The 15,778-nt window shown below is 54.6% G+C and carries 11 protein-coding genes; 5 read left to right on the top strand and 6 right to left on the bottom strand.

From position 1 onward, the window contains the following. Positions 1-87 precede the first annotated feature (87 nt). Entirely contained in the window at positions 88-2,439 is a 2,352-nt protein-coding gene (locus C8P63_RS01650) for an FdhF/YdeP family oxidoreductase (protein WP_108021602.1), read from the top strand. A 148-nt stretch (positions 2,440-2,587) separates the two neighbouring features. Beyond that, positions 2,588-3,175 carry a signal peptidase I gene (gene lepB / locus C8P63_RS01655; RefSeq protein ID WP_108021603.1) on the top strand — a complete coding sequence of 196 codons (588 nt, stop codon included), beginning with the start codon at positions 2,588-2,590 and terminating at the stop codon, positions 3,173-3,175. A gap of 39 nt (positions 3,176-3,214) precedes the next feature. On the opposite strand, the gene C8P63_RS01660 is transcribed toward lepB, so the two are convergent. From C8P63_RS01660 to C8P63_RS01680, 5 genes are all read right to left on the bottom strand, one after another. Next, the gene (locus C8P63_RS01660) at positions 3,215-3,835 is read right to left on the bottom strand and encodes a sterol desaturase family protein (protein ID WP_108021604.1); all 621 of its coding nucleotides are present in this window, start codon (positions 3,833-3,835) and stop codon (positions 3,215-3,217) included. Between the two features lie 295 nt (positions 3,836-4,130). Next, a complete protein-coding gene (locus tag C8P63_RS01665) occupies positions 4,131-4,376 on the bottom strand; it encodes a hypothetical protein (RefSeq protein WP_108021605.1) in 246 nt (81 codons plus the stop codon). 116 nt (positions 4,377-4,492) lie between these two features. Next, positions 4,493-5,656 carry a glycosyl hydrolase family 18 protein gene (locus tag C8P63_RS01670; RefSeq protein WP_108021606.1) on the bottom strand — a complete coding sequence of 388 codons (1,164 nt, stop codon included), beginning with the start codon at positions 5,654-5,656 and terminating at the stop codon, positions 4,493-4,495. A 108-nt stretch (positions 5,657-5,764) separates the two neighbouring features. Further along, the gene (locus tag C8P63_RS01675) at positions 5,765-9,421 is read right to left on the bottom strand and encodes a dynamin family protein (protein WP_146172085.1); all 3,657 of its coding nucleotides are present in this window, start codon (positions 9,419-9,421) and stop codon (positions 5,765-5,767) included. A gap of 248 nt (positions 9,422-9,669) precedes the next feature. Beyond that, positions 9,670-10,728, bottom strand: a complete 1,059-nt coding sequence (locus C8P63_RS01680) for an SDR family oxidoreductase (RefSeq protein WP_108021608.1) — start codon at positions 10,726-10,728, stop codon at positions 9,670-9,672. Positions 10,729-10,940: 212 nt separating this feature from the next. Between C8P63_RS01680 and C8P63_RS01685 the strand changes: the two genes are divergently transcribed. The 3 genes from C8P63_RS01685 to C8P63_RS01695 all read left to right on the top strand — a co-directional run bounded on the left by C8P63_RS01685 (position 10,941) and on the right by C8P63_RS01695 (position 13,572). Further along, entirely contained in the window at positions 10,941-12,455 is a 1,515-nt protein-coding gene (locus C8P63_RS01685) for a glycine betaine uptake BCCT transporter (protein ID WP_211308223.1), read from the top strand. Between the two features lie 131 nt (positions 12,456-12,586). Then, positions 12,587-12,784 carry a hypothetical protein gene (locus C8P63_RS01690; protein WP_146172086.1) on the top strand — a complete coding sequence of 66 codons (198 nt, stop codon included), beginning with the start codon at positions 12,587-12,589 and terminating at the stop codon, positions 12,782-12,784. A gap of 47 nt (positions 12,785-12,831) precedes the next feature. Then, complete coding sequence (locus C8P63_RS01695; RefSeq protein ID WP_108021611.1) at positions 12,832-13,572, top strand: DUF4030 domain-containing protein; 741 nt, start codon at positions 12,832-12,834, stop codon at positions 13,570-13,572. Between the two features lie 716 nt (positions 13,573-14,288). Here the strand turns inward: C8P63_RS01695 and C8P63_RS01700 are convergent. After that, complete coding sequence (locus C8P63_RS01700) at positions 14,289-15,764, bottom strand: glutamate synthase subunit beta (RefSeq protein ID WP_108021612.1); 1,476 nt, start codon at positions 15,762-15,764, stop codon at positions 14,289-14,291. Positions 15,765-15,778: the final 14 nt, after the last annotated feature.

Here is a 15,778-nt window from a genome sequence, read left to right on the forward strand (position 1 = left end):
ATGCAATCCGATCCCGGCGATGAAAAAGGAAATAAGGAACCGGATGCCTAATCCATAAAGGGACAGACATCGCAAGGAGGTTTCACCATGGGAAAAACCAAACACACGGGACCCGTCTCCCTGCCGAAAAAACCGGACCCCCGTCTGTGGGTCAGCAAAGTGCCCTTCGGGCTGGGGAAAGTGAAACCCCATCACCTCCGGGACACATTGAAAACGGTCTGGGAAAACCGGGACAATCTGAAATACGCATCCAGAATCCTTACCCGGGGCGTGTGCGACGGATGCGCCCTGGGGGTGGCGGGTCTCAAAGACCAAACGCTCACCGGCCCCCATCTGTGCACCACTCGACTGAACGTCCTGCGCCTCAACACCATGCCGGCCATTCCGCCGGAAGTGCTCCACTCGGATATCGACGCGTTGAGGGAAAAAGACAGCGAAGAATTGCGCAAACTGGGGCGCATTCCTTATCCCCTTCTCCGCGAACCGGGGGACCGCTCATTCCGACGGCTGTCGTGGGATGAAGCCCTGGACCGTATCGCAGGCAAAATCAAGGAGCTGAATCCCCGTCAATTCGCTTTTTATCTCACTTCCCGGGGCATCACCAACGAATCCTATTATGCCGCCGCCAAGGCAGCCCGCTTCTTGGGGACCAACAACATCGACAACGCATCCCGGATCTGCCACTCCCCCTCCAAGACCGCGATGAAGCGCTCTCTCGGCATCGGGGCTTCCAGCTGCAGTTATAAGGACTGGATCGGCACCGATGTACTGGTTTTCTGGGGATCGGTGGCAGCCAACAATCAACCCGTCTCCACCAAATACATGTATGCCGCCAAGCGAAAGGGAACGAAAATCATCGTGATCAACCCTTACCGCGAACCGTCGATGGACCGTTACTGGATCCCGTCCATTCCCGAGTCGGCCCTCTTCGGCACCAAATTGGCGGACGACGTGTTTCAGGTGAACATCGGCGGGGACATCGCCTTTATGAACGGCGTCATGAAACACTGGTTTGAAATGGAAAAACTGGACCCCGGCTCCGCCATTAATCACGCCTTTGTGCAGGCCCATACCAACGGGTATGCGAAGTTGAAAGAACATGTGTTGAAGTACAGCTGGGAGGAACTGGAGCGGTCCTCCGGACTCTCCCGGGAACGGATCGGAGCCTTCGCCGAACTTCTCGCCCATTCGAAATCCGCTGTCTTCGTCTGGTCCATGGGGCTGACCCAGCACCGATACGGGACCGACAACATCTCACAAGTGGCCAACCTGGCCCTGCTCCGGGGATTTTTGGGTCGGGAACACTGTGGGTTGATGCCGATCCGCGGCCATTCCGGAGTACAGGGATCCAGCGAGATGGGAGCCGATCCCTTCAGCCTGCCGGGAGGCGGTTTTGACGAGGAGACTGTGCGCCGGGTGGAAGAAGTATGGGGGTTTGAAATCCCCCGTTGGCAGGGAGATATTGTGGGCGTCACCCTGGAAAACGCCCTTCTCCCCGACGACCATGAGCAGAAAACCCGGCTGTACTACCTCTCCGGGGGGAACTTCCTGGAAACCATGCCCGACCCGGATTTCGTGAAACAGAGCCTGGAAAACCTGGACATCCGGGTCCATCAGGATATTATCCTGAACTCCTCCACCCTGTTGGACGCCCGGGAAGCGGTGATCGTCCTGCCGGCGATGACCCGGTATGAGCAGCCGGGAGGCGGCACTTCCACTTCAACGGAACGAATGGTGTATTTCTCGCCGGAAATCGAGGGGCCACGCATCGGAGAAGCCCGGGCGGAATGGGAGATCTATCGGGACCTGGCGGCCCGGATCAAACCCGGGAAGCGACACCTTCTCCGGATGGAGGACGCGGAACGGATCCGGGAGGAAATCGCCAAGGCCGCCCCAAACTATGACGGCATCCAACACCTCAAGGAAGCGGGAGACGTGTTTCAGTGGGGCGGTGCCTGGCTCTGTGAAGGAGGGTTTTGCCCCACCACCGACGGAAGGGGGAACCTCCTCGCCATCGAACTTCCGGAACGGCGCCAGTCGGAAGGCCGCTTCCACGTGACCACCCGACGCGGCAAACAATTCAATTCCATGATTTACGGGAATACCGATCCCTTCAATGAGGCGGAACGCCGGGATGTCTTGATTGACGGGGGGGACGCACGAAAACTTCATATCGGGGAGGGAGACGCCGTCGTCCTCTACAACCGCCACGGACGCTTTTTTGGAAGAGCCCGGTATGCCCCGATCCGATCCGGCAACCTGGGCGTTCACTGGCCGGAGGGAAATGTCCTCTTCCCCAAGGGCGTTTACGAGGGACACGCCGGCATCCCCGAATACAACACCGATGTCTTTCTGGAGAAAGCGGAAACATTCCACGCACAAAAAGACATCAACTACGTGGAAAAACGGATCGAGGAGTTGGAAACGGAAGTCGGATGAACCCATTCTCCGGATCTTCCCGGAGGATGGATCGAATATCAGAAAACAAAGGCATCCGGGAACGTATACAAGGCCCGTCGAGGGTGGGTTTTCCCATTCACCTTCGCTATAATGGGAGGGGAGGAACACTACGTATGAAGGAGATTTGATGAAACTGATCCGAACTTTATTTCATTGGTCGATTTCTTTGTTGATCGCGGCCGTCCTTTCTCTCCTCATCACCACTTTTTTGATCGAACCTGCGGAAGTTCACGGCCAATCCATGATGCCGACCTTGCAGGACAACAACTACATCCTGATTTCCAAACTTTCCCACACCCTGGATCAAACACCCGGCTACGGGGACATTGTGGTGATTGACAGCGAGATCGATCGGGACCGGAGCCTGATGCGGGAATTCAAGGAGGCCTCCCTCTACCGCCTGCTCACCGGAAGGGAGAAAGCCCACAACCGTTGGCTGAAGCGGGTCATCGGCGAACCGGGCGACACCCTGGAATTCAAGAACAACAAAGTCTACCGAAACGGCAAACCGTTGCAGGAACCCTATACGATGGACCCCACAACGCCTCCGCCGAGAAACGCCCGTTGGCAGAAAGTCACCGTACCCGAAGATCATGTGTTCGTAATGGGAGACAATCGGGACAACAGCAAAGACAGCCGTGACATCGGACCGATTCCGAACAACCACATACTCGGAAAGATGATTGTACAGATGGAAAGCTGGCCCTTTCGTTGATCAACCAACCCCCGCCGATCGGCGGGGGTTGGATATTTTTCATGATGGTCTCCTTTCCAAATCACGTACTGTTTCACTCCGCTCAGTCTCTCTTTCCCTTCGGTACGTCCCCAATCCCATATCCAAAAAGGGCTGGGTCACTCCGAACCAGTAGTGCTCGTTTTTGAAATGGTGCCACAGGTGGACTTTTTTCATGTACCGGCCCCAGGGAGTAAAGGGCTTCACCGGTCGGTGGGCGATGAAATGCATCCATTCATAATGAAGGAGATACCCCATGACGCCCACTGCAAACGCGACGGTCCATAAGAGGTTCCCCGTCAGCGCGTAAACCCCGGCGGAGGTGAGCGCAATCAGGGGGAAGCTGTACCAAATGGGCAAAAACAGAAGCTTCCGGTTTTGTGGATCCACATGATGATCATAGTGGAGGCGCTTCAGCAACTTTAACAACCAAGGATTTTTCGGCGGCTTCAGATGAAAGAAAAAACGATGGATCAGATATTCGCTGCAGGCGTAACCCACCATCCCGGCCAGGATCGCCAGCCAAACCCCTCCCTGGTCCAAACCGGGAAGGATCCAGACCGTCGCGGCGAGAAAGACCGCTCCGGTCACCAGGATGTCAAATTGGCTGAAAAACTCTTTCAGATACACCTTCAAGATCATCCCCCCTTTTCCGATTCACCTTAAAAGCGTTGTGATGGATTGCCAGGCTCAGAAGAAGGGAAGCGTTTACCCGAAACAGGTGACTTTGCTCTCCTGCCTGGTGGAGAATCCGCCGGCAAGGGTGTTCAGGGGCAAAAGTTTCTCCGTTGCATTCTGCAGGCGTTGCCCCTGCCCGCAGCAGGAAAATTCGGAGCGGAGCATGCTTCGGGTAAATGCCGTCGTTCCTTTTTTCACAATAATCCTAATGGTAGCACAATATTCCGGAGAAAAAAAGCTCCGTACGGGAGCTCTTAAGTTACGGCCGGACGACAAACCGGGCGCGTTTCAGGAGAATTCGATGTTGCCGGAGGGCGTTCTCCACTTGTTTCCAAAGATCGTCGACGAGATCCAGACGGCCGGTCCGTCGGGCCCGGCGGAGATCCCTCCGGAGGGGGGCCACCACCCGGCTGTAATACAGGTCCGATTCCTTGATCATCTTTCGCTTCGGGGGTATTTTCGGTTCTTTGGGCCGATTGGACCGACGCCTTTTTTTCTTTGCCATCCGGAACCACCTCTGTCACAGGATGATTCATCCTATGCAGCGGGGGCTTGACGGGACTCTTTTTCCCGCCGGATTCCAAAACAACCCCGGCAAAACCTTCACCGGGGTTGTCGGGTTCAGTATCTCCTGATTTTGAAGTTCTCCCGGAGGAGCGACCAATTCCGGGGGAAGTCTTCCCCGAGGACCCAGTAGCTGATGCCGCGGAGACGGTATTCTTTGATCAAGTCGAACTTCGCCTGGGCACTCTGTTCGTTCTCAAACCAGACCACGTGCTTTTTCCCTCCGTTGTCCCGGTAGTAGAAGTACGGAGCCTGATCCCGGTTGTTGTACTGGATTTTGGCCCCCGACCGCTGAGCCAGTTTCATCGCTTCCTGCGGCGCCAGACGTTTGGCGGGCGGGCCCCCTTTTCGGTAAGGCAGGGTCCAGTCATACCCGTAGAGCGGAGCCCCCATCATGATTTTTTTCCGGGGGATCTTGGTGACGGCGTAATCCAGTACTTTTCTCACCTGGGGAATCGGGGCAACCGCCATCGGGGGCCCCCCGGTCCAACCCCATTCATATGTCATCAGGATGACAAAGTCCGCCACTTTGCCATGAAACGCGTAATCATGCGCTCCGTGCCAGGGACCTCCCTGACGGTCACTTGCCTTTGGAGCCAAGGCTGTGGACACGGTAAACCCTTCCCGTTTCACGATCGGCAGGATGGTTTCCAGAAATCCATTGTATAGAAGCCGGTCCTTTTCCCGGATGTGTTCGAAATCCACATTGAGGGCTTTGTACCCTTTTTGTTTCATCACGCGAACCACGTTGCGGATCAGTCGTTTGCTCGCCTTGGGATCGGTGAAAATCCGGTGGGCGATGTCCGGCTGGAAGTTGCCTTCATGAAAGTTGGTGATCACCAACATCGGCAAGGCCCCGTGGTTTCGGGTAACTCTCAGCGGATCTTTGTCATTTAAGGGGATCAGATCCCCGTCGGATTTGACGCGATAGCTGAAAAAGCTGACGTAAGTCAGGTGATCGGCGACATCGTGAACATCCTTCATCGCCTTTTTCCTGTCCATCGGCTCCAGAAAGCCGATGGATTCGATCCTCGGTTTGGCGGGACGATTCTTCGCGGAATCGGTTTCGTGTCCGTGTCTGACTTTCTCCGCTTTAGGAGGGTGGGAAGACTGGGCTTTGTGGGGATTGTTTTCCCCGCTTCCCTGCTTCTTCTGTCCCATTCCGGCGCAGCCGGTTGCAAGAAGGGCCAATACCAAGACGATACCCATCCATCGTTTCATAGCAGATCTCTCCTGATTGTCAGTGGTAATGATCAGCTATAACGTTTCAGAAAGAACCGGTTTTTATACTCAAAAAGAAAAAGCATGCCGTGCGGCATGCTTTCCCGGTCAAGACCGGAGGTGTTGTTCCAGTTCCTCGATCCGGTCGGCAAGAAACTTCCCTGTCCGCTCGTAAACCAAGGGGTCCGCTTGATCCGACAGTGCCTCCAGAACATGGTCGTAATGCCGGAGGACATCATCGGCCATTTTCCGTTTCAATGCTTCGGCCTCCTCCCGCCATGCCCGGACGTAGTGAGGGATCCATCGGGATTGTTCTTCCCGAAGATAGCGGTCGACCGCTGGTTCCAGCTCCGTTTTCATCGCCTCGCGCATCCGGAGTTTCCCGTTTTTCTCAAAAAAATCCCGGCTGTTTTTGAACAGGTTCGCCGCTTTTTTAAATGCTTCCGGATCGAGGGACGGGAAAGGCTCTTTCCACTCCGGAGGTTCCGGCGCCTCTCCCGGGAATTCCGCCAGGGAGAGGCTGTCATTCCACCTGAGACATTCCTTCCGTACCGATGCTTGAACGCGCTCCAGCCTCCCTGAAAACCATCGCTCCACCCGGAGTGAAGTGGCACGCAGTTCCTGCATCAGATCCTGCCGCAGAAACTCGATCATCTCCCGGATGCAGGAATACAGCCGTTTTTTGGCGTGGACCCCCTTCAACGCGGATGGATGGAAAATCTCCGTGAACACATCATTATAACGGAGAAAAAGACGCTGTTTCACGTAGTAAAACAGCTCCTCGATTTCCTGACTGAGAGCCTGTTCGTCGGAGCGGGGGTCCACCTCGGAAAGAAAAGATAAAACCTCTTTCTTCTCCCGTCCGTATACATCCATTTTCCTCCGTTTCTCTTCGTTCCCCTGACGAACTTCCTTCGCCAAACGCTTCAGGACGGCATCGGCCCGCCGGAGGTCCGCTTCCATGCCGTGGAGGGAGACGGACATCAGGTCCACCTCCAGAAATTCCGTAAACGCCTCCCTGAAGGCCTTCATGCCCGATCCGGCCGGCGGCGCGATTCGATCCTTCTCTTCGCCCTCTTTCAACGCTTTTAAGCTGGAGACGGCAAACATCCGGGGGTGACGGATTCCGTATTGAAGCAGTTGATCCCGGAGGTAAGCCGACACTTCCGCCCGTTCTTGGTCGGAAGCAGCCAAATCGGCAGCATTCATAATGAAGAACATCTTGTCCATGGAAAAGGCATCTTTCACCCGGCCGAGCTGGATCAGAAACTCCCGGTCCGCCCGGGAGAAGGCATGGTTGTAGTAGGTGACAAACAGAATGGCATCCGCTTCCTTGATATAACGAAAGGCGACTTCCGTGTGGCGGGCATGGATGGAATCGGCGCCGGGGGTGTCCACCAGGGTCACCCCCCGGCGAGTCAGGGGGCAGTCATAAAACAGCTCCGCCATTTCCACCAAACAGGAGCGGGATTCCCTGGCTGCGAAAGAACCGAACGCTTTCAGGGGAAAACGACGGGTTTGGCCCAGCATTTCCGAAAGTTCATCATACCCTTCCCGGACCGCCCGCAGAAAGGGGAATACGGTTTGTTGAGCCGGATCCGGATCCGATACCGACAGCAATTCCCCGATGTCCTGCACCGCCGCCCTCAAACTGTCCGCCGACTTTCCGAACCGACCAAAGGCTTCCCGCAGTTCTTCCAGCAACCCCGCTTCCGATTTGAAATGGATCAAGACGTCCCCGTGACCATAGTCTCCCTCCGGTGCGGTAATCCGGTTGATGGCGGCTGTGGTCGGGTTGGGAGAAACGGGCAGGACTTCTCTTCCCAACCATGCGTTGGCAAAGGAAGATTTTCCTGCACTGAAAGCTCCGAAAAGAGCCACGGTGAAACGGCGGTTTTCCACCCGTTTCCGCTTCCCGGCCAAATCGTCTCCGATGGATCGGAGCGCCTTGATGTCCTTCATCGCGGACTCCGCCTCCCGGAGGCAACGAAGCGCTTCCCGGGTTCGTTCCACGCTCTTTGAGGGGTCAGGCTCCTTCACCGTCCCCGGCTTTTCCACACCGGGTCCGGCTTCCCCCGACCGTTCCTCATTCGGGAAAATCGAGCCTGTCTCTTCCGGTTCTTCCTCCCAAAAAACATCCGGTTCCGTCCGGATCTCCGGCGCACGGGTTCCATCCAAGATCAAGCGAAGGTTTTCCTCCCAGTCCGAATGCTCTTTATGAAGACGATCCACTTCCGCAGCCTTTTTGCGAAGCGTCTCCAGTTTCCGGATCCGGTCCTCCGCTTCCTCCCGTCGGGCTTCCGTTTGTTCCTTCAGTATTTTTACATAAGAATCAAAGAGGGCCTGGGCCTGCCGGGAATAGCCCTGTTTGATCCGGCCGGCAAGGTCCCCGGTGTATTTCAGCAAGTAATCACCGGTCATCCCCGCCCCTTCCTTGATCGTCTCCTTCAACAACTCCGGACGGAACGGGCTTTCCAACCCGTAGACCGCTTCCGCCCGCTCCTCGGTGTGTATGCCCTGCTGTTTCAAAAATCCGATCAGATACTGTTTGACATGAAAATCCAACTGGGTGTCCACGGTCTGCTTCAGTTTTTCGTAAAAATCCCGGAATCGCTCTTCCCTTTCCTTTTTCGTCTTCCCCTTGGACAGGAACCAGCCGACCCGGAATTTGGTCAGTTCCGTTTCCAGGTAGCGACGGGCACGCTCCCGGTTTTCATAGGACATCAAATAGGCGTTATGCAGGAGGTCCTCCAGTCCGTTCCGGAATTCCCGTTCCACCTCCCGGATTTCACGGTCCAGACCCTCCCGTCTTTCCTTCCACTCCGCGTATTCCCGATCCAGCTCTTCCAACGGGGGAAGGGGCTCTTCCAATCCGTCGGTGATTTCCTCGATGGTATTCCTCTTTTGTTCTTTCAAATGAGAGAGATGTTCACGGATCAGATACTCTGCTTCCAGGGACAGACTTTCCTTCAGAAGAGCCTCCCGGTCCCGGATCAATTCGTCGACCTGGGCCTTCAGCCGGGGCATTTGGTTATGAGGGTGTTCCGGCTCTCTAATCGAAGTGTAGAATACTGGATCCGGATCCAGGCCCCACGCCCGGAACGTCTCCTCCACCCTTTCCCGAAAACGATGAAAGGAAAGCTCCTCCTCCCGGTGTTTGTCAATCTGGTTGATCACGGGAAAAATCCGTTTATTCCTCTCCTTCATCCGTCTTAAGAAGCGAAGGTTCCCTTCGGACTGGACGTGGTTGTAATCCATCACATAAAAAATGGCGTCGGCCAGATGGAGGGCCGATTCGGTCACCCTCTGGTGAGCCTCATCGGTGGAATCCACTCCCGGTGTATCCAACAGCGCCACCCCTTTCGGAAAGGGGGCATCCGGACGGTAAACGTCCACGGCGGTCACTTCGTCGCCGTTTTGACACAGGGCTTTCAAATCCTCTTCGGTATAGGGACCCCGATAGATCTTCTTTTTTCCGGAAACCAGTGTCAATACCACCCGATGTTCCCCGGGACGCACTCTCACCACGTTGGCACTGGTGGGAACCGGGCTGGTCGGCAGCAGATTCTCCCCGTACAACCGGTTTAGAAGCGTGGATTTACCTGCCGAAAAATGACCGCAAAAAGCCATGGAAAATTCTTTTTCACGGTCTTTTCGGATCAGATCTTGGATCCGGTCCCGACGGACCGTATCTTTCCGGCTCTCCATCAAACGGTGAATTTCCGCCAGTCGATGGTACATTTCAGATATCAACGTTTGTGGCACGTTTCTCGTTTCCCCTTTTATGTCATTTCCGTCACCGGTGATTCGGCTCACCTGTCATGTTAATACAGGTGCGGAAATAAAGTAAATGTTCCCCTTTCCGGAACGAAAAAGGCCCCGCTGCCGTCGGCAGCGGGGCTATCCTTGAGACCAGACCAGATAAGCAAGAGGGATTCAAATCCGTTCCTATTTATTTATTCGGACCGGCATCGGTTTTTATGGCCACTTTGCAAAAATTTTTTTGACATCGGTCACTGAATCTTAATTTTTTTCTCGGGATCTTCCCGGTGCTTCTTGTAATAGGAGACAAGGTTGGGCAAGTAGGAAGCGAAGTCGGGACAACGGATTCCTCCCTCGGCGAGTACCGCCTGAGCGTGGGAGCTGTCGTAATCGGATTGATTGGTCATGTAGGCAATCGCTTCTTTTTCCACATCGTAGTAACGGCGTACCGGCTTGATGGACATCAGCCCGTCGGCTAATCGGGCCGGAAGGGTGAACATCGGTTTTCTGCCCAAAAGCTCCTCCGAGATCATCCGGTACACCTCCCGTGCCGTATAGGGGGAAGGATCGGTCAGGTGGAATGTACCGTCTTTTCCCGCATGGGCCAGGTAAACCGTGGCGTTGACGATATAATCCACGGGAACGATGTTAAAGGGATTTCTTCCGTGACCGATGTAAGGAATCGGAAGAGGCCCCATCCCGTCGAGGAACCGCATCACGAAATACGGACCGTCAAATTTGGCCGTCTCCCCCGTGCGGGAATCGCCGACCACCACGCCGGGGCGGATAATGGTGAGAGGAACTCCATCCAAGGCTCTCACCCGTTTCTCCGCTTCAAATTTCGTGGATTCATAATGATTTTTAAAACGTTGTCCCTGATCCAGTTCCTCCTCTGTCACCCGACCCGTCCGTTCTCCCGACACATATGCCGTGCTGAAGTAAAGATAGCGTTTCAGTCCCGGAATGGACCGGACGAATTGATTCACCCGATCGGTTCCGGTCACATTGACCTTTTCTGCGGCTTCCTTCGGGACGGCCAGATCATAAATGGCTGCCAGATGAAAAAAATGAGTGACGGTTTCTTGGAGCGAGGCCATGACTCCGCTCTCCATGCCCAGATCTTCCTGTGTGATGTCTCCCTCCACCAACTTCACCTTTTCCTCCATATCCAACATTTGACGGGCTTTTTTCATTTGGCTGGGATGGACCAGAAAAGTGAAACGGGCCGAAGGATCTTTTTCCTTCAACCCCCTGTACAACCTCCCGGAGATAAATCCCGGATATCCGGTCATCATATAGTGATTCTCCATCTGCTTTCACCCCTTCACGTACGAATTGGAAATATAACCATCAAAATCATTCGTTGTTTTTATATTTTAATGAATTGACATTATTATCGCAAATATCAATCGCTCCTTTTCGTTCTTTATGCGGTAGAACATTTATTTTTTTGCAGACTGGAAGAATCAACCGTTGTCCACCTCCTCATAATAACGCCAGAAAGACGAAGGGGGACATGCGGATGAATAAAGAAACGCAACCCGCCGGATCCAACCCGGTGTTTTGGATTTCCGCCGCGGTGATTGCCGGTTTTGTCGTCTGGGGGGCGCTGTCTCCCAAAACATTGGCGGACAACGCCACCACGGTCTTTGACTGGACCACCGCCGCTTTTGGCTGGTTCTACCTGCTTTCCGTCCTCTTCTTTGTCCTGTTCTGTCTCTTTCTGGCATTGAGTCGATACGGCCGGATCCGGCTGGGAAAAGACGGAGAAGATCCTGAATACCCCTACTTCACTTGGATCGGGATGCTGTTCAGCGCCGGATTCGGAGTCGGGCTGGTGTTTTGGGGAGTCGCGGAGCCAATGTCTCACTTCTTCGAACCCCCGATGGGGTTGGAACCGAAAACCGCCCGGGCCGCTCTGATGGGATTGCGGTATTCCTTTTTCCATTGGGGGATCCACCAATGGTCTGTATTCACCGTCGTCGGCCTCGCCATCGCCTATCTCCAGTTCCGGAAAGACCGTCCCAGTCTGATCAGCAACACCTTCAACCCCCTGATCGGAGAGGAAGGTCGTCCCTCCCTCCGGCGAACCCTCGACATCCTCGCTGTCATCGCGACGGTGATCGGGGTGGCCACCTCCCTGGGCATGGGAATCCTGCAGATCAACGGAGGATTGAGCCATGTTTTTGGGATCCCCAAAAACGGCTTCACTCAACTCATGATCACCGCGGGACTGGCCGTTCTCTACCTCGCTTCCTCCACCAGCGGCCTGAACCGGGGGATTAAATGGCTGAGCAACCTCAACCTCGGCCTGGCTCTGGGAATCCTGGTCTTCGTACTGGTGGCCGGCCCCACGAAATTCATCCTGGACAGTTTCACCCACACCCTCGGTCAGTACATCCAGCACTTCTTCGGGATGAGTCTCCGTCTCACACCCTTCCTCAAAGGCACTTGGGTGCGGGATTGGACGGTTTTTTACTGGGCTTGGGTCATCGCCTGGTCCCCCTTTGTCGGCACCTTCTTCGCCCGGGTCTCCCGCGGCCGGACCATCCGTGAATTTGTGATCGGGGTCCTGATCGTTCCCCCTTTGATCGCCATCCTGTGGATGGCGGTCTTCGGCGGCTCGGCCCTCCACCTGGATCTGTTCGAGGGCACCCGGATCGGGGAGGCCGTGCAGAAAGACGTGGCGCTGGCCCTCTTCGCGATGTATGAACACTTTCCTTTCGCCACCCTGGTTTCGGTTCTCTCCATCCTTCTCATCTTCACTTTCCTGATCACCTCGGCCGATTCCGCCACCTACGTGTTGGGGATGATGACCAGCGAGGGTCGGTTGAACCCGCCGATGACCGTCAAGGTGATCTGGGGAGTATTGATTGCCGCCATCTCCGCCGTTCTGATCCTGTCCAGCGGATTGCAGGGCCTGCAGACAGCCTCCCTTGTCGCCGCCCTTCCCTTTGCCTTCATCCTGCTGGGAATGTGCATGTCGCTGTTGCGGGCGCTGAAACAGGAACGAATCAGCCGAATACCAAAACTCTGAAAAACCAAACCACCTTCTTCCCTGCCCATGGAAAAAGGTGGTTTCCTTCGGGAAAATTTGCGAGGCACGGCTGCTTTGGGTTGGTTTTTTCATGGGCTGGTTGGGAAGAGTTCGGCTGGGACAGAAAAACCGTGAAAAAACGCATTCGCTTACTTAAGCTGGAATTGAATGTCGCCATCAATCGTTATTATTTCAGTGATCACGTTACGAAAGTCGGTCAGCAGTACATCAGTGAATGGCAAACGGATGAGATAAACGAGTGTTCCCTGGGCTTTTTTTTGCCTAAAATTCTTCGCTGTGTGAAACGTTTTTGGAGAAAAAAAGTCTAACGGGTGAGCATCAAAGGAAGGTAAAACAAAGACAAGGGAGGTTGAACATGTTAATCGAGGAAGAGGTAAAAAAGGCTAAGAAAGGAAATACAAAAGTCTCTTTTATTCCCGAGAAAACCCTTAGGATCGGGCTTGATCAGTCGAAGGAAAATAAAGATTCCGTAAGGGAGGTCCGACAGATTGTAAAGAAGATCCTGGCGTCGCGAAATATCGATGCCTTGGCCATCGAAGTCAACCTGAGGGGTGGAGAAAAAGGAGGCCCGACCGAGGAGCAGAGACAAGAAATCGAAAAACTGCATAAGATCGAAGAAGACATCATGAAAGAATTGAAGAGAAACCAACTGAGTGAAATTCGTCCACAAATTCGACCGTACGATAAAACCGTCCACATGGAGATTCCCAATACAGAGACACAAGTAAAGGAGATCAAAGAGACGGTGATCCGGGTTCTGAAACAAAAAGGCCTGGGGAACTACACATTAAAAGCTCATATATATGATCCCGAGCTCCGAAAAAAAGACAGCCAGTGGGCCGATGTCGTCTCGGATATCGGGAATGGACTCATGGCGAGAAAAGAATTCCATGTCACGGGGATCGGCTATTCCGTTCATCCGGAACCGACCACCCGGGTCATCATCCGTACGTCTTTACCAAGTTTCGACCCCGATGCCCGTCGGCTTGGAAACAAGATTGAACATGACGTGGATAAGTTTCTGAAATCAAAAAAAATGGATAAGGAACCCTATATCATCATCGTGAAAAGCAAAGATAAAAAGAAAATCAACTGATCTTGTTAATCCCGATAATCCCTTCCAGCTGGAGATAGGGATTGTCGGGGTTTTTCCATTTACCGTGGGATTGGGATTTCTCTGATGATCCTTGCTTTTTTCTGCGGCATGTTCTTTGCTCGAGAGGAAATTGCAGAGGAAATACATATGGGAAGACAGTGCAACCATCTCTGCAGGACAGCATAGCGAGACCGGGGAGTGAAGCGACCCAGGCGAGACTTGTGCTCTGTGAGTGCATAGCGAGACCGAGGAGCAAAGCGACCCCAGGCGCGACTTGTGCTCTGTGAGTACAGCCGGAGCGGCTTTGGGTAAATGCTGCCGCTCACTTTTTCACAACGCTTTAAGGAGTGGATGGTAGTAGGGATCGGGCCAACGCCGTGATTTTTGAAACCCAAAAAAAGCCGGCGCCTTGTGCGCCGTCCGGATCTCCATTCTCTTATCTTTCTAGGCTTCTTCCGCGCCCTTCACAAAAAACCAAACAATCGTCAAGATCCATAGCAACCCTGCAAATGCCGCCACGCGCTTTCCTCCTTTTTTCTCTCAACCCCGGGGTTCGGTTTCAGGGTAACACTTGCAAACCGATTCCATCGACATCCTTCAACGGAATCTCCTGGCACCTCCATTCTACCTCATTTGAGAAAAATTACAACAAATGTGTTATAATTCCGCACAAAAAGAACCCGCGCATTCGACGCGGGCTCTTGCCGTTTACTCGTTTACGGCAATTCGGTCTCACCCATCAGAAAACGGTCGCATTCCCGGGCCGCTTCCCGGCCTTCGTGGATGGCCCAGACGATCAGGCTCTGTCCCCGGCGCATGTCACCGGCGGCGAAGACCCCTTCCAGGTTGGTTTCGTACTTGCCGTATTCCGCTTTCACTTTGCGCCGCTCATGCTCCAAACCGGAGCTTTCGAGCAAGGAATCTTCCGTTCCCTCAAAACCGATGGCGATCAACACCAGCTGAGCGGGCCATACCTTTTCGGATCCCGGGATCTCTTTGAAGGAATAGTTCCCGTTTTCATCGAAGATCTTCTCCGCTTCCACCGTGTGGAGTTCCTTCACGTGTCCCTTTTCGTCCCCGAGAATCTTCTTGGTGATGATGGAATACTGCCGGGGATCTTTGCCGAACCGGGCTTTCGCCTCTTCATAGGCATAGTCCAGCGTGAAGACATACGGTTGTTCCGGCCAGGGGTTATCCTCCGTCCGCTCGCCCGGCAGGCGCGGGTGACGCCCGAATTGGACCACACTGCTGCATTTCTGCCGAAGGGCGGTGGCCACACAATCCGCACCGGTGTCGCCGCCCCCGATCACGATGACATCCTTCCCTTCGGCGTGGATGGTCTCCCGGTACTCCGGATCCAGAAGGGCTTTGGTGGACTGGGTCAAATACTTCATCGCGAGATGGATGCCGTCCAGACTCCGGCCTTCGATCGGCAAATCCCGATGCTTCTGGGCCCCGGCGCAGAGAATGACCGCGTCATACTCTTCCCGCAAATCGTCCAGGGTCCGGTCTTTTCCGATCTCCGTACGGGTGATGAAGGAGATCCCTTCTGCTTTGAGCAGCTCGACCCGGCGTTTTACCAGCCGTTTCTCCAGCTTCATGTTGGGAATCCCGTACATCAGGAGACCGCCGATCCGATCGTCCCGCTCGTAGACCGTCACCGAATGTCCCACTTTGTTCAGCTGGTCGGCGGCCGCGAGGCCGGCGGGGCCGGAACCGACCACGGCCACCTTTTTGCCGGTCCGCTTCTCCGGCGGCTGAGGGACAATCCAGCCTTCGTCAAACCCTTTGTCGATGATCTCCCGCTCGATGCTCTTGATGGCCACCGCCGGGTCGTGAATGGCGACGGTACAGGCCCCTTCACAGGGGGCGGGGCATACCCGTCCCGTGAATTCCGGGAAATTGTTGGTCATAAGAAGCCGGTCCAGCGCTTCCTTCCAGCGTCCGCGATAAACCAGATCGTTCCACTCCGGAATCAGGTTATAGAGCGGACAGCCGGAGTCGGTACCGTTGATCGGGATCCCGGTGTGGCAGAAGGGGGTTCCGCAGTCCATACAGCGGGCACCCTGGCGTTTGAGTTCCGTTTCGGGCATCCGGAGCTGGTACTCACCCCAGTCATTCTGGCGGGAAAGCGGGTCCCGTTCCTTTGCCGTCTTTCGTTCATATTCCATAAATCCCGTGGCTTTCCCCATGCGTCATCTCCCTC

Origin of the sequence: Melghirimyces profundicolus, from assembly GCF_003054245.1 — a bacterium.
Lineage (GTDB): Bacteria > Bacillota > Bacilli > Thermoactinomycetales > DSM-45169 > Melghirimyces > Melghirimyces profundicolus.